The following is a 17,446-nucleotide window of genomic DNA, read 5'->3' on the forward strand; positions in this document are numbered from 1 at the left end:
GGGGGGGGCCGGCCGGTGGGACTAGAAGCCGCCCATACCGCCCATGCCACCCATCTCGTCGCCGCCGCCCATGGCCGGTGCGGCCTTTTCGGGCTTGTCAGCAACAACAGCTTCGGTGGTCAGGAACAGACCGGCGATGGATGCAGCGTTCTGCAGCGCCGAACGCGTTACCTTTACCGGGTCGTTGACGCCTGCAGCAAGCAGGTCCTCGTATTCGCCGGTTGCGGCATTCAGGCCGAAGCCCTCGGGCAGGCCGCGGACCTTGTCGGCGACAACGCCCGGCTCGAGGCCGGCGTTGAAGGCGATCTGCTTCAGCGGAGCATCGATGGCAACCTTGACGATGTTGGCGCCGGTTGCTTCGTCGCCTTCGAGGTTCAGGTTGGCGAATGCCTTCTGGCCGGCCTGGATCAGGGCCACGCCGCCGCCGGCGACGATGCCTTCTTCAACCGCTGCCTTGGCGTTGCGGACAGCATCTTCGATGCGGTGCTTGCGTTCCTTGAGCTCAACCTCGGTTGCGGCACCGGCCTTGATGACTGCAACGCCGCCGGCCAGCTTGGCCAGGCGTTCCTGCAGCTTCTCGCGGTCGTAATCCGAATCGGAGTTCTCGATCTCGGCGCGGATCTGGTTGACGCGGCCGGCGATTTCGTCGGCGTCGCCTGCACCTTCGACGATGGTGGTCTCGTCCTTGGTGACAACAACCTTGCGTGCCTTGCCGAGCAGGTCCAGCGTGGCGTTCTCAAGCTTGAGGCCAACTTCTTCGGCGATGACCTGACCGCCGGTGAGGATGGCGATGTCGGCCAGCTGGGCCTTGCGGCGGTCGCCGAAGCCCGGAGCCTTGACGGCTACGGACTTGAAGGTGCCGCGGATCTTGTTGACCACCAGGGTGGCCAGTGCTTCGCCTTCGACGTCTTCGGCGATGATCAACAGCGGCTTGCCGGACTGCATGACCTTCTCGAGGACGGCAACGAGGTCCTTGACGTTGGAGATCTTGGAGTTGACGATCAGGATGTACGGATCCTCGAGGACCGCTTCCTGGCGCTCTGCGTCGGTGACGAAGTAGCCGGAGATGTAGCCCTTGTCGAAGCGCATGCCTTCGGTGAGCTCGAGTTCCAGGCCGAAGGTGTTCGATTCCTCGACCGTGATGACGCCTTCCTTGCCAACCTTGTCCAGTGCTTCGGCGATCAGGTCGCCGATCTGCTGGTCACCGGCGGAGATGGAAGCCGTAGCAGCGATCTGCTCCTTGGTTTCGATTTCCTTGGCAGAGGCGAGCAGCTCGGCGGTGACGGCTGCGACAGCCTTCTCGATGCCGCGCTTCAGGCCCAGCGGGTCGGCGCCGGCAGCAACGTTGCGCAGGCCTTCCTTGACGAGGGCCTGAGCCAGGACGGTAGCCGTGGTGGTTCCGTCACCGGCGACGTCGTCAGTCTTCTTGGCAACTTCCTTGACCAGCTCGGCGCCGATCTTCTCGTAGGGATCGTCGAGTTCGATCTCCTTGGCGATGGAAACGCCGTCGTTCGTGATGGTGGGGGCGCCCCACTTCTTTTCGAGTACGACGTTGCGGCCACGCGGGCCGAGCGTGACCTTGACGGCGTCGGCGAGGGTGTTCAGGCCCCGCTCAAGGCCGCGGCGTGCCTCTTCGTCAAATGCAATGATCTTGGCCATAACGGCTATCGTCCTTCCGGAACAGTCATGCTTGGATGTTGCATTCCTTCTGAGGTGCCCGCGACGGACGGGACGAATCGCACGATCTCTTTACGCGCGTTCCGCCCCTCACCCCAGCGGCTTGCTGGTTCACTCAACACCGGCGACTTTTAGCAGTCAGCCCGCAAGAGTGCTAAGTCAATAATTAGCACTCCCGCACCGGGAGTGCAAGCAGTCACGGCCGGTTGTGACCGGGGCTTCCTTCCAGAACCCGCACGGGAACCTGCTCGCCCCACCGGGGACCGTCAGCTGCCTCCAAATCGCTGCCCGGCAGCGTAGATTGGTCCCATGCGCGCCCTTTCGTTAGCAACGGGTTCCCTGCGGGCGGCGTGACCCCGAGATCTCCAGGAGAAGGCATATGGCGACGAACGAGCCCCCCTCAGGGCAACCAACCCCGAACCAGCCGGAGGACCAGGACCCCTCGGCGCCGGCTGCACATGGTTCCAGTGCCGCCCCGCCCCCTTATGGCCGTCCGCCCGGAGATTACGATGAGTCGGCTTACCAGTCCCAGGAACCAGGCCGCCATCCGGGCCAAGGCCCTGGTAGCGCTTCAGGGCAGGACCCCTACCAGGGCGAGTATCCGGGACCGGGACGCTACGCGGAGCCAGGGCACCCGGGCCAGTACCACGGGGAGTACCAGTCCACTGGCCAGTATCGAGGCCCGGGACAGTACCAGGGTCCGGGACATTTTCAGGGTGCCGGCCAGAATCCATATCCGCCGGGCCCGCCGCCCGGCTACTACCAGCAGCCCGGGCCTCCCAATACTTACCAGCAGGGTTACCAGCCCCCGTATGGCTGGGCGCCACCGAAGTCCCGTCTGGCAGCAGGTTTGCTCGGCATCTTCCTGGGCGGCCTCGGAATCCACCGCTTCTACCTCGGCTACACCACCATCGGCGTCGTTCAGCTGCTGGTCACGCTCTTCACTTTCGGTGCCGGCGCGATTTGGGGATTCGTCGAGGGAATCATGATCCTGGCCGGGGCCCAGACCTTCCGGACTGATGCGCGCGGGATGCCGCTGCGGGAGTAGTGCCGGGGGCCCAAGAGCAGGGCACCCAACACGCGGAACCGGAAAGAGCCGGCCGCCCCTGGATTCAAGGGGCCGCCGGCTCATCTGTTTGGTGGGGTCCGGCTAGACCGTCCGGACGTCTTCAGCCTGGGGACCTTTTTGTCCCTCACCGATCTCGAATTCCACCCTCTGGCCCTCTTCCAGCGTCCGGTACCCGGCCGACTGGATGGCCGACCAATGGACAAAAACATCAGTCTGGGCCTCATCGACTGTGATGAACCCGTACCCCTTTTCGCCGTTGAACCATTTGACGATGCCCTGCGCCATGCTTCACTCCCCTTGTTCAGTTCAGTCCCGGGGGTGGTACTCCGCCGGAACAACTGCCGGGAGATCCGCGCCGAGGTGTGGCCGGACCGCTGTTACCCCGGCGGCTGGGGCTAACTTTAGCTACAGGGAACCGCCTGCGGTCCGGGGCGGGAAAACAGTTATCGAGTTTTAACTCAATACCGGCTCTCTTACTGGAAACCGGGGCCCGCCACGACTGTCACATTAGAGAATTCAGGCGACTCGCTGAGCGTCGGGATTCTCAGGAGGGCAGACAGCTCCTCGGCGTTGGCGCGCTGGGCCTCGCCATTGTAGAAGATGACCGAGCTTTGCAGCGGAGCTCCGGCCCAGTTGCCAACGGACGAGGTGATCCAGCCATCGACGCCGATCCGGGCGGAGATGCCGGCCCCCAGGCCGCTGATTCCGCTGGCATTCAGGACGACCACCGGCTGGGTCTTGTCTGCCGTGGGGGTCGATTCCACGGGGGTCGGCTCCGGGCTGCTGGACGGCGGCTCGGCAGGCGATGCCGACGGTGACGGCGAGCTGGACGGTGTCGCCGAGGCGCTCGGGGACGCAGATTCAGTCGCTTCCGTTTCCGCGGCCACCGGTGTCGCGTTGCCGTCAGCGCCGATGCCGAGCCGGGGCAGGACCACATACGCGGCCAGCCCGACGAGGAGTGCCAGGACACCAACCGTAATGATCAGGCCAATACCACTCGAGCGCGCAGGGATGAGGCGTTCGCGGTGGACGCCCTGCCGTGTGGAGGTCTCCGGGACCTTATCGAACTCGTCCCTGGGGTATTGGCTCATGGTTGCGTTGTCTGTCCTTGATCTGTGGGTCCCTACGCGTCGGCGCCCAGGCGGCGGGCGGTGCGCGCACGCTGGCGTGTAGTACGTAGTCTACGCAGCCTCTTCACCAGCATCGGATCGTGTGCCAGCGCTTCCTCCGTGTCGATCAGCGCGTTGAGGATCTGGTAATAGGCAGTCGCAGAGAGCCCGAAGAGATCCCGGATGGCCTGTTCCTTGGCCCCCGAGTACTTCCACCACGAACGTTCCAGCGAGAGCATCTGCTGCTCGCGTTCGCTCAGGGGGCTCTCGGGGTCGACGGTGCCGTCCGGTGAGAAGGCCCCGGCTTCGGCTGATCCTGCCACTGAGTGTCCCCGTCTCCTGGTCTGTTCCCCCAGGGCGCCGCAGCACGGCACGCCGGTGTGGGGGAAGAGTCTGTGTCCAGCAGTAATCCTAAACCGGAATAACAGCCTTGTCATTTAGGTCTGCCGTGGATCCGGTTGGGATTCCGGCGCCAGATATTCAAGACTGGACAGGTGAGAAAGAGTGAAGAGCCGGCATTGTTCCCTTTGGATCCTCCCGGCATGCCCGGCGGTCAGCAGCAAGCCGGCGACAGCACGCCCATTCCTTTCACCAGCGGGACACCGCTGACGTCGCTGATGGCTGCGGACTGGGCCGAAGCCCTTGAGCCGGCGGCTGCCCTGATCCACCGGCTGGGAGACGAGCTCGAACGCCGTCGAAGTTCCGGAGCCCATATCCTGCCCGCTCCCCAGAACATCCTGCGTGCCTTCCGCCGGCCCATGTCCGAGGTAAAGGTGCTCATCGCAGGACAGGACCCGTACCCAACCCCGGGGCACGCCGTCGGCCTTTCCTTTTCGGTGGACCCGGCAGTCCGGCCCCTGCCGCGGTCCCTGGCCAACATTTATAAGGAACTGCAGGCGGACCTCGGCATCATGCCCGCCGGACACGGAGACCTCAGCGCCTGGACGGAACAGGGGGTACTGCTGCTGAACCGTTCCCTCACAGTCGATGCCGGCGCGCCGAACTCCCACCGCGGCCGCGGCTGGGAGGACATTACGGATCTGGCCGTCCGGGCCCTGGCAGCGCGGCGGGGTGCTGACGGATCACCGCTTCCGCTTGTCGCCGTCTTGTGGGGACGGCAGGCGCAGGCCCTGGCACCTTTGCTGGGCGGGGCCCCGAGGATCGAGTCGGCCCATCCCAGTCCCTTGTCCGCTTCCCGGGGATTCTTCGGATCCCGTCCCTTCAGCCGCGCCAACCAGATGTTGCTCGCCCAGGGCAGCACCCCGGTGGACTGGCAGCTTCCCGGGGTACCGTAGAAACAGTCCCCCCTTACCAGGAGAAACAACTCATGCCTGAAGCACCCGCCACACGTTCCCCTGCTCCGGTCCGGCGCGCAAGGCCCGTCCACACGATGCAGGTCCTGCGCCGGGAACAGCTCTCCCGGCACATGGTGCGGATTGTCGTTGGCGGCCCCGGGTTCGAGTCGTTCCACCCCAGCGACTGCACGGACGCCTACTGCAAGATCTGGTTCGGGCCCGACGGCCGCCCGCTGGACGGCTCGGTGAGCCTGGAAACGCTTCGTGAGCAGACGGAACGGGAAAACTGGCCGGTCTCACGGACGTACACCGTCCGCTGGGTGGATACCGTGAAGCGGGAGCTGGCCATGGACTTCGTGGTGCACGGGGCGGAAGGCCTTGCCGGACCGTGGGCCGCCGGAGCCCAGCCCGGTGAGACGATCACGTTCGGCGGCCCGGGCGGCGGTTTCTCGCCGGATCCGGACGCTGACTGGTATCTTTTCGCAGCTGACGAGTCCGCCCTTCCTGCCACGGCGGCCGCACTGGAAGCACTGCCGGCCGACGCCATCGGTTCCGCGCTGATAGAAGTCCACGGCCCGGAAGATGAGCTGCCATTGACCGCGCCCGACGGCGTACGCATCACCTGGCTCCACCGGGGAACGGCCGCAGGAGCGGGGCGGGTCCTGGCTGAAGCAGTGGCCGCCTACCCCTGGCCGAGCGGGCACGTCCAGGTTTTTGCCCATGGTGAACGCGAAGCCATGAAGGAACTCCGGGAAATATTCTTCAACCGGCATGGACTCGAACGGGACCAGGTCTCGCTCTCCGGCTACTGGGCAGCGGGCCGGACCGAGGACGCCTTCCAGGCGGAGAAGCGGACCCCTATCGGCAAGGTTCTCTGACCCCCGGTATCCGCGCCGTCAGCGCCGGCGGTTGCGGCGGTCATTTCCGCTGAGGTTGCGGGTCAGCGGACGGGCCAGGTTGTCGCCGAATACCACTCCCCCGGCGATTGCCAGGATGACGGTGAGGGCGTTGAAGAGTCCGATAACGCCGTCGGAGATATCCTCCAGCCCGATGCTCAGGCCGTACATGGAACGGAAGATGCTCAAGCCGGGGAACAGGAACAGGATCGCCGGCACGGCGATCACCAGCTGCGGCGCGCCCATCCGCAGGGCGACGATCCGGCTGGCCATGCCGATCGCGATCGCTGCGACAGCCGGTGTCAGCCGTGGACCCACGCCCACCGCTTCTGACAGGGTCCCCACCAGGAACCCGCCCACGCCGATCAGCACGGTGGGCAGCACCAGGTTCACCGGGGACTGCTCGGTGATGCTGATCGTGGCCAGGGCTACGGCGAGTATCAGCACCGTGACGGCGAACGGGTACTGGGACGACGTCTCTTCAGTCACTTCCAGGTAGGGCATGCCCAGCAGGGCCCCCACCACCAGTGCGACGGCGATTCCCGCGACAATGGCGCCGAAGCTGAGGAAGGCGGACAGGAAGCGGCCGGCGGCGGTCACCGGGAAGCCGTTAATCGCATCCTGCACGGCGGAAACCAGGCGTCCGGTGGGCAGCAGCAGGAGGATGCCCCCTGCCACCACGATTCCGGGCGCGATGTTCAGGTCCACGGAACCGCTGGCGTCCAGCCACCAGAACAGCATGGCGAGGGCGGTCACGAGGAACCCGCTCGCGGCGGTGGTGAAGAAGTCCGGCACCCGCCAGCGTCCGAGCACCCGCTGCAGCAGGCTGACCAGGATAGTGCTGCCGAATCCAACGGCTGATCCCAGCGGCCCGCCGCCGATAAACGCGACAATCGCTGCGGCAAACAGGCCGGCGGAAAAGGTGACAGCCCACCGCGGGAAGGGCTTCGGCTTATGGACTATCTCACCCAGCCGGGCTGACGCCTCGGCACGGGTGATGTGGCCGTCCACGATGTCAGTGACCAGCCGGTGCACCAGCGCCAGTCCCGCATAATTGTTCGTCCAGGACCGGACGACGCGCATGACCGTAATGGGCGTCTGGTCCTTGGGCGAGTAGTTCAGCAGCACCGACTGGTTGGTGATGTCCACTTCGATGTTGTCGAGTCCGTAGGCCGCGGTCACGGCGATTATGGCGGTTTCCACTTCGAGGGCACCTGCACCGTACCGGAACATGGTCTCTGCCATGCCCAGGGCAAAGTCGAGGGTCTTCCGCGCACTGGCGTCCGGACCGCCGGACCGCACCCGGGGGTTGGCGTAGGGGCTCCCGGCCAGTCGTTCCACGATTGACATAGCCTGCGTCGGCGGTGCTTCCCCCTGCACCAGGCGGCGCAGCATCCGCCGCGCCGCTGCCGAGGACGAATCCGTGCGCTGGGCCGCCGAGGGGCTGTGCTGGCGGGGCGTCGTCTTGCGTGCCCGCGGCTTGCCGGTACGGGGCGGAACACCGGCCGCTGCCTGACCTCCCCGCGGTCCAGCAGCCGCGCGCTGGCCCTTGGGGGCGGCGGACGGGTCTTTTGCGGCAGTACCCTTCTCCAGGCGTGGAACGGAGGACGTAGCCGGCGGCGGCTTGGGCTTGGTGCTGCGCAGGCCAGCGGCGCTGCTCCGCTCCGCCCGTTCGGGTGCCTTGATCACAGGGATCAGCCCTGCTGCCGGTTGCGTGCTCAGGGCAGCGTTGCGGCGCTCATTCTCATTCTCCACAGTGTCCACCCCTTTGGCCTCGTCGTGGCGTGCGGTTTAGTAGAACGGCTGGTGATGCCTGCGCCAGTAGATCTGGCGGGTCACACGTTCACCGATGGTGTTCCAAATCCGGTACCGCATCGGGTCCAGCACCAGGTCCCAGCACCCGGCAAAGTCCGTGACGGTCTTGGAAAAGCTGGTCTTGAACAGGCCCAGCCCGTGGTGGGGATGCTCCTTGTTCTTGAGTTCGCTGCTCGGCGGTGTGCCGCAGAAATCGTATTCCTCGATACCGAAGTCTTCCTTAAGTTCGGTCAGCGCAGTCCACTGCACCAGGTGGGAATCCCCATACTGCTTGCGCCGCGGCTTGGAGCCGCCGTCCTTGTACGTACCCTTTTTGCCATAGGCGATGACGAACGCACCGACACTCGGCTCACCGTCTTCGAACGCAAAGTAGAAGCGGCCCTGTCCGGCGGCCGTGAAGTTTGACCAGAAGCGCTGGTAGTACTCGTAGGAGCGCATCCTCGCCGCAGAGCGGTCCTCGATGTGGCTCATCAGTTTGTACATGGCGCGCATGTTCTCTTCGGTGGGCTCCACGCGGCGCACGTCGGCCTCTTCGCGGATCGCCCGCCGGACGGCGTTGCGGGCACGGGAGGAGATGTTCTTGAGGATCTGTTCCGTGTCAGGCGTCGTGTCCAGCAGTGCGGTGGAGTCGTTGGGCTGGAGATTGAAGGTCTTGACCAGTCCGGCGTCGCGGAAGAGTTTTTGGACGTCTTCTCCGTCCACGATGTCCGGCTCCACCTTGAGTGCGAAGACCCGGCGGCCGCTCTCCTTGGCAAACCTGCCCAGTGCCCGTGCCATGGCCGGCACGTCTTCGGCTGCGGCGGCGTCGGGACCCTTGATGAGGTACCAGAGGCTGCCCAGGAGCGGGACCTTCTTTTCGATGACCAGGTTATAGGACGTGTAGTCCTCACACGTGAAGACAACGTAGACGGGGTTCCAGCCGTGGTGCGATTTGACCTCGGCGTAGGCGGCGGACTGCAGGACGTTGCCGCCGTTGGGGTTTGCCTGGACGCGGCTGTCCCAGTCCGCAATCTCCTCAGGCGTGGCCAGGCGTGCACTAAAGTCTCGCAAAGTTCCTCAACTGTCCTCGGTTGGTGGATCTGTCGTCGCCCCCGGGCACGGAGCCGCGCTCCGGACCGGTTTCCAGTCTATCTGCGAGCGCGGGGCGCTCCGTGCGGCCGGGTGCGGCGCGGCGGAGCAGGCCCCCGCCGGACCGGCGGGGAATAGCCTTGCGCCACGACAGGTTAGGCTCGTCATTAGATGCATTTGCATGGGATCGAGAAAAGGCGGACTGAGTGGCACAGCAGATTGAACTGGGACTGGACACGTTTGGAGACGTGACGTTCGACGGCGGGGGCAACAAGCTGCCGATGCCCCAGGTCGTCCGCAACGTGGTCGCGGAGGCCGTCCTGGCCGATTCCGTGGGACTCGATTTCATCGGCATCGGTGAACACCACCGGGACGACTTCGCGGTGTCCTCGCCGGAGACCGTGCTGGCAGCCATCGCAGGACAGACCAGCCGTATCCGTCTGGGATCCGCGGTGACCGTCCTGTCCTCCGACGACCCCATCCGGGTCTACGAACGTTTCGCAACGCTCGATGCCGTGTCCAACGGCCGTGCAGAAGTCATCCTTGGCCGGGGTTCCTTCACAGAGTCCTTCCCCCTCTTTGGCTACGACCTGGCTGATTACGAGGTCCTGTTCGAAGAGAAACTAGATTTGTTCACCAAGCTGCTGGCCGAACAGCCCGTCAGCTGGGAGGGGACCACCCGGCCTCCCCTGCGCGACGTGTTGGTCTATCCCCCCACGGAAAACGGCGCGATCCCCGCCTGGATCGCTGTGGGCGGCACACCCCAGTCCGTTGTCCGCGCGGCCCACTACGGCCTGCCGCTGATGCTGGCCATCATCGGCGGGGAACCCGCCCGCTTCACTCCTTTCGTTTCCCTGTTCAAGCGGGCACTGAAGGAGTTCGGCAAGCCGATGCTTCCCGTCGGGGCCCACTCTCCCGGTTACATAGCCGCGACGGATGAGCAGGCACTGGAAGAAGCGTGGCCGCATTACGCCGCGATGCAGAACCGGATCGGCAGGGAACGCGGCTGGCCGCCGGTCAGCCGCTCGGAGTACGAAGCGTCTGCCGGACCTGAGGGCGCACTCTTCGTCGGTTCACCGGAAACGGTGGCAGCAAAGATCGTGCGCACCGCACGGACCCTCGAACTTTCGCGCTTCGACCTCAAGTACAGCCTGGGGACGCTTCCCCACGAGAACCTGATGAAGTGCATCGAACTCTATGGGTCCGAGGTAGCACCCCGGGTCCGCGAGGCGCTGGCGGCCGGGGACTAGGCCTTCGCGGGGAGGAACCACCTGGTCCGTGGTTCCTCCGCCGCCAGGGATTCGGCCCGCTCAATGTTCTTCCGGTCTTCACCGGTGAGCCGTTCATGCTCCTGCCGCAGGTACTCGCGCCATGTCGGAACCTCGTAGATCTCACGGAACTGGCGGGAATCCGTCACCGAATGCACCAGTTCCCACCCGGTGGCTCCGGTGCGCATCCGCGAGAGCCTGACTTCATGCATTGCCTCCACGAACGCTGCGGACTCGCCCGGTTCCAGTTCATAGGCCACCAGGACTGTCACCGGCCCGTCGTCGGGTCTCGGCTCCTTTTCGACCTCCAACCCAAGGTCCGGCTCAGGAACGCTGCGGTCCAGCTTTCCGGTGCGGGGAAGCAGCGGCAGGACCGCCACGCTTGCGGCCACCAGGAGCAGCACGACGGCGGCGGCGGCCAGGACCGGCGAGTAGCCGTACGCCGTGGCCAGGCTCCCCCACAGCAGCGACCCGAAGGCCTGCGTTCCGGTGAAAACCATGAGGTAGACGGAGAGTCCCCGGGCCCGGACCCATTCCGGCAGGGTCAGCTGCAGGGCACTGTTGAGCGTGGAGAAGGTATTGATCCAAGCCGCACCGCCGAGCACCAGCAGGACAGCCAGCGGCGCTACCGGGAGGTAGCCTGCGGCAAAAACACAGGTCCCGAAGGCCACGGCGGACGCTGCCAGCAGCGCGTTATCCGGGAAGAGCTCCCGGACCCGGCCCTGGATGACCACTCCGAGGATGGCACCGATGCCGAGGGCCCCCAGCAGGAGTCCGTAGCCGGAGGAACCCAGCTGAAGATGGCCGTTGACGGCAATGGGAAGCAGGGCGTACAGGGAGCTCGCCGGAACCATGAACATCACGCAGCGCAGCAGGATGCGGCGGATCCTGGGCGCTGCCCGCACATAACGGATGCCGGCTGCCAGCGCTTCACCGACTCGTTCGCGGTCCGCTGGACTCTCCGGTGCGCTCCGCCACACGAACACCGCCAGCGCCGTGCCCAGGAAAGTCACCGCATTGACGCCAAAGACGAAGGCCGGGCCAGCGAGCGAAACCAGCAGTCCACCCACGGCCGGCCCTACGGCACGGGCGGCATTCATCGCCACCGAGCCCAGCGCCGAGGCGGAACGGATCTGATCCCTCGGGACCAGCGCCGGGATTATTGCCTGCCACGCCGGTGAGCTCAGGGCGACCCCGCAGCCGATCAGGAACGTGTAGAGGAGCAGCGCATCGGGCCCGAGCAAGCCCAACGCGGCAATAACCGTCAGCAGGATTCCCGCTCCGGCAGCAAAGAGATTGGCGCCCAGGATCAGCCGGCGGCGGTTGAACGCATCGGCAAGGACGCCCGCGATCAGTCCGAGCAGGAGGGCAGGAGCAAGGGAAGCGGTTTGCACCAGGGACACCAGGGCGGGACTGGCGCCGGTTTCCACCAGATACCACTGGGCGCCCACCGTCTGCATCCAACTGCCGATGTTGGATCCCAGCTGGGCCAGCCACAGGATGAGGAACATCCGGTTCTTCAGGGGCGCCCAGGGAGATGACATTGGATCCCTCCGTCAGCGCAGGAACCGCCCGCCCCGGCTGTTCCGGAGAGCTGAACCCCGCTTCCTGAAGGTTAGGTCCGGCACCTCCGCCGCGTCCAGAGCGCCGTACGCTGCGGCCGGGGTTCAGGGCCCCGGCGGGAACTTCTTCCACAGGCGGCGATAGCTTTTCTCCGCGGCCCTTCCCCTGTGCTCCTCAATCGCATGGAGGCGCCCGTAGGTGAACCCGTTTTCGCCCTCTCCGGCCGTACTTCCCATCCAGCGCAGCAGCGACCTGGTGACAACGCTGTCCTGGTGCTCCCCCAGTGCTTTCTGCAGTCCTTCGGCGGCTTCCACCATGGCGCCTGCTGCACTTCCTCCGGCTGGCCTCCACGCCTCGGCGGCATAGCGCAGACGTTTGGCCTCCTTGCGTGCCTCGTGAAGAATTTCCGCTCGCTTTTCGGGATCCTTTTCGGCCTTGGCCTCTTTGACGCGGGCCCGGAGCCGGCTGCGGTCCCGGCGGATCATCGCTTCCGCGGCGTGCCGCCCGGAACCGGTTGCCCCCTGGCTCCACGGAGGATCCGCAACCAATCCGGCCAGCTGCTCGACCATCTGCCCATAGCGGTCGCTGTCCAGCGCCTGGTGCACCGATTGGACGGCGGACGAATAGTCGCTGAGCAGTTCTTCGTCGATCCGGGCCGACACCGGTCCCAGGACCAGGTCCGGAGGCTGCGATGCCACGAGGGCCTGGAGCCGGTGGCGCATCACCTGCGCGTCTCGGGCCCCGCCCAGCACCTGTGCCAGCCACTTCAGGTCTCCGCGCAGGCTGCGGGCAGGTTCCTTTTCAAGCAGGCGGCGGTAGCTCGCCAGCGCTGACCGCAGCCGGCGGGTGCTTACCCTCATCTTGTGGATGGCCTCCGGTTCCTCGGCCCGGACCCTGTCCTGCTGCCGAAGCAGTTCGGCACGCTGCTCCTGCAGGTACGCCAGCAGCAGGGCGGCCGCACCCTCCTCGGCAGCCTCACTGCTGTCCAGCCCGGCGCTGGGCCGTTTGGGAGCAAAAGCCATGGCTGAAGTATAGGTCCGCGTCCTGCCCGGGAGGCAGACCCTGTGCCACGCACAATTGACGCACCCGCAATACGCGCGTAACAGGTCCCCCGCGACACTGGGCCCATGACGAAACGCCATGCCTCAGCCTCCGCCTCCGAACTGGCCTGCGGGTCCTGCGGCCAAATGCCACGGCCGGGCCGCACCCGCCTTACGGCTGCCAACGTTGCCGCAAAGCTCCCCATCGAACTCCTGGTCCACGCTGCCGTCCTGCGGGCGGATCTGCCCTACCCGTCCAAAGTCCTGCTGCTCACTGTCACCGCCACGGTGCTGGTGATCTGGGTGGCCGAGCCTTCAGCCCGCCGGGTGCTGCACAGCTGGCTCCACGGGCCGGCGCTGCGGCAGCGGAGGATACTGGCCGGTTCGGGAACCCTGTGGAGGGCACGGGTCGTCCTCACGGATGCTCCCGGTGCGCTGGAGGACCTGGCCCATGCGCTGGCGCGGTCCCGTGCGAATATCCTCTCGATTACCTCCCAAAGCGTGCCCGGCGGAGTCTTGGACGAACTCGTGGTCTCCGGACCGCCTGGACTACGGGACCACGATGTCGCCGAGGCGCTTGCCGACGGCGGAGCCGGGTCTGTGCTGGTGTGGCCCACCACCGCTTTGGCGCTCGCAGACGGTCAAACCAAGGCACTGGCCTTGGGAGCACGGGTGGCGGCCAACCCGCAGGAACTTGGCTGGGCCATCTCGGAACTTCTCGCGGCGGAACGGGTGGTTGATCCGTCCCGCCTCGTTCCGGGCGGGCCGGATCATGGAACGCCGGTCCTGAAGGTCCCTACAGCCTGGGACGAGGCGCTCAGGTTCATCCGGCCCGGGGAACCCTTCACACCGGCAGAGTCCGCCCGCGCCAACCGGCTTGCGGAGATCGCCGAGACTGTGGAGCTCCGCACCGCCGCGCATCCCGGCTGAGCACTGCTGTCCGGCGTGAAGCCCCTTGACCCTGTACCCCGTGCAGCCGCCGCCGTAGCATCGGCAGTACCGGCTATGCCGCCGGCGCTCCCGCTGCCCGAGGCAATCTTGGAGGCAAGGTTATGAACTCCATGCGCTACGCCAAGCTTGGCAACTCCGGCCTGACGGTGTCCGCGCTGGGGCTGGGATGCCTCAGTTTCGGCGACCCGCACCGCGGAAACCATGACTGGACGCTGCGAGAGGACGAATCCAAGCTCCTCATCCGGCGGGCCGTGGAACTGGGCATCAACCTCTTCGACACGGCAAACGTATATTCAGCCGGGGACAGCGAGCGGATCCTCGGCGTCGCGCTGGCCGAGTACGCCCGCCGCGAAGAGGTCGTCATCGCCACCAAAGTCCACGGGGAGATGTCCCGCGGGCCCAACGGCTGGGGACTTTCCCGCAAGCACATCCTGTGGCAGGTGGAGCAGAGCCTGCGCCGGCTAGGCACCGATTACATCGATCTGTACCAGATCCACCGCTGGGACGGGACGACGCCCCTGGAGGAAACGCTCTCCACCCTGGACCAGCTGGTCCGGGACGGAAAGGTCCGGTACCTCGGCGCATCGACCACGTATGCCTGGCAGTTCGCCCGGGCCCTCTGCCTGCAGCAGCAACACGGATGGACGCCCTTCATCACCATGCAGGACCACTACAACCTGATCTACCGGGAAGAGGAACGGGAGATGTACCCGCTCTGCGAGGACCAGGGAATCGGCGTCCTGGCCTACTGCCCGCTGGCCCGGGGCCGGCTCTCACGCCCCTGGGACGAGCCCAGCAGGCACCGCGGGCGGGATGCTTTGGACGACAGGCTCTATGGCGCATACGAATCCACCGACCGGCTGGTCGCCGATGCCATCGGCGAGGTTGCCCAGGCGCATGGAACCAGCAGGGCGCAGGTGGCCATCGCCTGGGTGATGGCGCATCCTGTCGTGACGGCGCCGCTGGTCGGCGCCACCAGGGTGGGACATCTGGAGGACGACGTCGGCGCCCTGGACATGCAGCTCACCTCGGAGGACCTGGCCCTGCTGGACGAGCACTACATCCCGCACGGCGTCGTCGGCTTCTAACCTGCCGGCGTTAGCCCTTCACCGCGCCCGCGACCAGGCCGGAGGCGATGTAGCGCTGCAGGAACAGGAACAGCGCCATCACCGGCACGGCTGCCAGCACCGCTCCGGCGGAGAAGACACCCCACGTCCGGGACTGGTTGTCCCCCACGAAGGAATACAGGCCGACGGCGAGGGTCTGGGCATCGGGATCGTTCAGCACGATCGAGGCGATCATGAACTCCCCCGTGGTGGTGATGAAGGTCAGCAGGCCGACAATGGCCAGGATGGGTGTGACCAGGCGCAGGATGATCGTGAAGAAGATCTGGAAATGCCCGGCACCGTCAATCCGCGCCGCTTCGTCAAGCGTCTTGGGCACCGTGTTGAAGAACCCGTACATCAGGTAGGTGTTTACCCCGAGTGCGCCGCCCAGGTACACCATGATCAGGCCCAGCTGGCTGCCCAGCCCCAGCCAGGGAACGATGTCGGAGATCTCCGAGAGCAGCAGGAAGATCGCCACCACACCCAGCATTTGCGGGAACATCTGCAGCAGCAGCAGGCTCAGCAGGCCCATCCTCCGCCCCGTGAAGCGCATTCGGGAGAAGCTGTAGGCGGCCAGTGCGCCCAGGAAGACCGTTGCAACACTGGTGACCGCACCGATCACCAGGGTGTTCACGAACCAGCGGGCGAACGGTTTCTGCTGGTCGGTGAACAGGGCCTGGAAGTTGGCGAATCCGACGTCGCGGAACAGCCCGGAGGAGGCAACCAGCGTTCCGCTGGGGCTGAGGGCCGCGGAGAGCACATACGCCAGCGGCAGCAGGGCGAAGACTGTCATCACCAGGCCCACCAGATGACGCCAACCGGTGTCCTTGAACCACGCTCCGAAGCGGCGGCGGGTGGGCCGGACGGCGGGCCCCGGGCGCGGGGTTTCCCCGGCGAGCCGGGACGGAACTGAGGTGGAGGTACTCATGAGTTCACTTCTTCCAGCGACTTGGTCTGCCTAAAGCTGACGGCGGAAATGACGGCGACGATGACGAAAATGAGGATCGCCAGTGCGCTGGCCAGACCGTAGTCACGGCCCGTCCCCTGCCCGAAGGCCACCTTGTAGACCACGGTGATCAGCAAGTCTGTGGCCCCGATGTCCTGGCTGGTGCCCGGGAATCGCGGTCCGCCGCCGGTGAGCATGAAGATCACGTTGAAGTTGTTGAAGTTGAAGGCGAACGTGGAAATCAGCAGGGGCGCCGTGGAGACCAGCAGCAGCGGAAGCTTGATGGAACGGAAGATCCGCCAGGCGGAGGCACCGTCCATCCTCGCGGCCTCGTTCACTTCCTCAGGCAGGGACTGCAGGGCACCGGTGCAGACCAGGAACATGTAGGGGAAACCCAGCCAGGTGTTCACGAGGAGCACGCTGGCTTTGGCCAGCCAGGGATCGTTCAGCCAGGGAATGGACGCACCGCCGAAGAACGTCCCGTTGATGAAGCCGAACTCCTGGTTCAGCATGCCCGACCACACCAGCCCCGCGAGGAAGGCGGGGAAGGCGTAGGGCATGATCATCAGCACCCGGTAGGTGCGTTTGCCCTTGAGCGTGGGGTGGTTGAACGTGATCGCCAGGAACAGCCCCAGTCCAAAGCACAGCGCCACAGAGGCCACCGCGAACGTAAAGGTCCAGCCGATCACGCTCAGCAGCGGCCCGCGGAGCTCCGGGTCCGTAACCGCGCGCTGGAAGTTCTCGAAGCCGACGTTGATCTTCCAGCCGGTGGCAAGCCGTTCCCCGTCTTCCGAAACGAAGGCACCCTCGCCGCCGTCGCGGTAGACGGTTCCGGTCTCGGAACTGGTGAAGGTATCTGCTGCTTCGTCATAGACCAGCACCGGCTTGTAGACATAGGCATTGGAGCCGTCCGCGGTCTTCAGCGTGCCGTCGTCGAGGTCCTCGGAGAAAGGAACCGTGAGCTCCAGGATTTCCGACTGCCTGTTGAGAAGGTCATTGAAGGCGAGGGTTTCGTAGCCCTGGACCCCGGTCGCTTTGCCGGTCCCGCCGATCTCGGCGTCCTGCACCTCTTCGAGCGGCTGCTCGTTGCCCCCGAGCTGGACCCGTCCATCCGGATCGGTAACCAGCAGGAACAGCTCATTCCCCTGCTCCACCACGGAGACCTGGTACGCCGGGGAGTCAGGCACCCGCTGCTGGGCTGTCAGGGAGATCGCCGCGACGGCGTCGTCCTTGGTGCTGTTATGCCCGTCGCCGTAATTCGTGAAGGCCACGTAACCGCTGTAGACGACCACGAAAACCTGGAAGAGCAGCAGGAACAACACCCCGGGCGCCAGGTACTTGGCCGGCAGTCCGCCCCGCCGCAGGTAGATCCAGTTGATCGCCAGCGTCACGCCGGCCGCTACGGCGAGGATGACCCACTCTTCGGCCAGGAAGAGCATCATCATCACGTAGACAGCGAACGCGTCCACGAGCCCAAGAAGCAGGATCTTGGCCAGCGTTCCGGCGATCGAGTCGGGGCTGCGCCTGTGCTCGCGGACCGGTGCGGGTTTGGACGGGCGGACGGGGGCGTCCGTGGAAACGGCCATGAAGTTCTCCTACAGGTGGTGGGGGGCGGCACCCCCCCCGGCCCCCCCGCGCCCGCC

At 65.8% G+C, this 17,446-nt stretch carries 16 protein-coding genes; 6 read left to right on the plus strand and 10 right to left on the minus strand.

The features are described 5' to 3' along the window. Positions 1 to 21: 21 nt before the first annotated feature. Positions 22 to 1,659, minus strand: coding sequence for a chaperonin GroEL (gene groL, locus TVB01_RS09515; RefSeq protein ID WP_422455652.1), 1,638 nt, complete (start codon positions 1,657 to 1,659; stop codon positions 22 to 24). A 397-nt stretch (positions 1,660 to 2,056) separates the two neighbouring features. Between groL and TVB01_RS09520 the strand changes: the two genes are divergently transcribed. After that, positions 2,057 to 2,725: an NINE protein gene (locus TVB01_RS09520; protein ID WP_422455653.1), complete on the plus strand. Its 669-nt coding sequence runs from the start codon at positions 2,057 to 2,059 to the stop codon at positions 2,723 to 2,725. Positions 2,726 to 2,827: 102 nt separating this feature from the next. Here the strand turns inward: TVB01_RS09520 and TVB01_RS09525 are convergent, their stop codons facing one another. From TVB01_RS09525 to TVB01_RS09535, 3 genes are all read right to left on the minus strand, one after another. Then, on the minus strand, positions 2,828 to 3,031 hold the full coding sequence (locus TVB01_RS09525) for a cold-shock protein (RefSeq protein ID WP_066301805.1): 204 nt from the start codon (positions 3,029 to 3,031) through the stop codon (positions 2,828 to 2,830). A 188-nt stretch (positions 3,032 to 3,219) separates the two neighbouring features. Further along, on the minus strand, positions 3,220 to 3,837 hold the full coding sequence (locus tag TVB01_RS09530; protein ID WP_422455654.1) for a LytR C-terminal domain-containing protein: 618 nt from the start codon (positions 3,835 to 3,837) through the stop codon (positions 3,220 to 3,222). Positions 3,838 to 3,869: 32 nt separating this feature from the next. Continuing rightward, the gene (locus TVB01_RS09535; RefSeq protein WP_422455655.1) at positions 3,870 to 4,178 is read right to left on the minus strand and encodes a DUF3263 domain-containing protein; all 309 of its coding nucleotides are present in this window, start codon (positions 4,176 to 4,178) and stop codon (positions 3,870 to 3,872) included. 219 nt (positions 4,179 to 4,397) lie between these two features. Between TVB01_RS09535 and TVB01_RS09540 the strand changes: the two genes are divergently transcribed. Continuing rightward, the gene (locus tag TVB01_RS09540; protein ID WP_422455666.1) at positions 4,398 to 5,150 is read left to right on the plus strand and encodes a uracil-DNA glycosylase; all 753 of its coding nucleotides are present in this window, start codon (positions 4,398 to 4,400) and stop codon (positions 5,148 to 5,150) included. 32 nt (positions 5,151 to 5,182) lie between these two features. Next, a complete protein-coding gene (locus TVB01_RS09545) occupies positions 5,183 to 6,028 on the plus strand; it encodes a siderophore-interacting protein (RefSeq protein WP_422455656.1) in 846 nt (281 codons plus the stop codon). Between the two features lie 18 nt (positions 6,029 to 6,046). Here TVB01_RS09545 and TVB01_RS09550 read toward each other — a convergent pair whose 3' ends face one another. Both TVB01_RS09550 and TVB01_RS09555 read right to left on the minus strand, forming a co-directional pair. Continuing rightward, positions 6,047 to 7,801: a threonine/serine exporter family protein gene (locus TVB01_RS09550; RefSeq protein WP_422455657.1), complete on the minus strand. Its 1,755-nt coding sequence runs from the start codon at positions 7,799 to 7,801 to the stop codon at positions 6,047 to 6,049. Between the two features lie 36 nt (positions 7,802 to 7,837). Next, the gene (locus tag TVB01_RS09555; RefSeq protein WP_422455658.1) at positions 7,838 to 8,911 is read right to left on the minus strand and encodes a lipid II:glycine glycyltransferase FemX; all 1,074 of its coding nucleotides are present in this window, start codon (positions 8,909 to 8,911) and stop codon (positions 7,838 to 7,840) included. 224 nt (positions 8,912 to 9,135) lie between these two features. Here TVB01_RS09555 and TVB01_RS09560 point away from each other — a divergent pair, with 224 nt between their 5' ends. After that, positions 9,136 to 10,179 (plus strand): LLM class flavin-dependent oxidoreductase, encoded by a 1,044-nt coding sequence (locus TVB01_RS09560; protein ID WP_422455659.1) that lies wholly within the window; start codon positions 9,136 to 9,138, stop codon positions 10,177 to 10,179. Here the strand turns inward: TVB01_RS09560 and TVB01_RS09565 are convergent. Both TVB01_RS09565 and TVB01_RS09570 read right to left on the minus strand, forming a co-directional pair. Next, on the minus strand, positions 10,176 to 11,741 hold the full coding sequence (locus TVB01_RS09565) for an MFS transporter (protein WP_422455660.1): 1,566 nt from the start codon (positions 11,739 to 11,741) through the stop codon (positions 10,176 to 10,178). The two genes, TVB01_RS09560 and TVB01_RS09565, sit on opposite strands and share 4 nt — an antisense overlap. A 123-nt stretch (positions 11,742 to 11,864) precedes the next feature. Continuing rightward, on the minus strand, positions 11,865 to 12,782 hold the full coding sequence (locus TVB01_RS09570; RefSeq protein ID WP_422455661.1) for a CHAD domain-containing protein: 918 nt from the start codon (positions 12,780 to 12,782) through the stop codon (positions 11,865 to 11,867). Positions 12,783 to 12,887: 105 nt separating this feature from the next. Between TVB01_RS09570 and TVB01_RS09575 the strand changes: the two genes are divergently transcribed. Further along, complete coding sequence (locus tag TVB01_RS09575) at positions 12,888 to 13,730, plus strand: amino acid-binding protein (protein ID WP_422455662.1); 843 nt, start codon at positions 12,888 to 12,890, stop codon at positions 13,728 to 13,730. Between the two features lie 131 nt (positions 13,731 to 13,861). Continuing rightward, positions 13,862 to 14,839, plus strand: coding sequence for an aldo/keto reductase (locus tag TVB01_RS09580; RefSeq protein WP_422455667.1), 978 nt, complete (start codon positions 13,862 to 13,864; stop codon positions 14,837 to 14,839). A 10-nt stretch (positions 14,840 to 14,849) separates the two neighbouring features. On the opposite strand, the gene TVB01_RS09585 is transcribed toward TVB01_RS09580, so the two are convergent. Continuing rightward, positions 14,850 to 15,785: a sugar ABC transporter permease gene (locus tag TVB01_RS09585; RefSeq protein WP_422455663.1), complete on the minus strand. Its 936-nt coding sequence runs from the start codon at positions 15,783 to 15,785 to the stop codon at positions 14,850 to 14,852. Then, on the minus strand, positions 15,782 to 17,389 hold the full coding sequence (locus tag TVB01_RS09590) for an ABC transporter permease subunit (RefSeq protein WP_422455664.1): 1,608 nt from the start codon (positions 17,387 to 17,389) through the stop codon (positions 15,782 to 15,784). The genes TVB01_RS09585 and TVB01_RS09590 overlap by 4 nt, the downstream gene beginning before the upstream one ends. Positions 17,390 to 17,446 lie beyond the last annotated feature (57 nt).

Origin of the sequence: Arthrobacter sp. 7Tela_A1, from assembly GCF_049311065.1 — a bacterium.
Classification (GTDB): Bacteria; Actinomycetota; Actinomycetes; order Actinomycetales; family Micrococcaceae; genus Arthrobacter_B.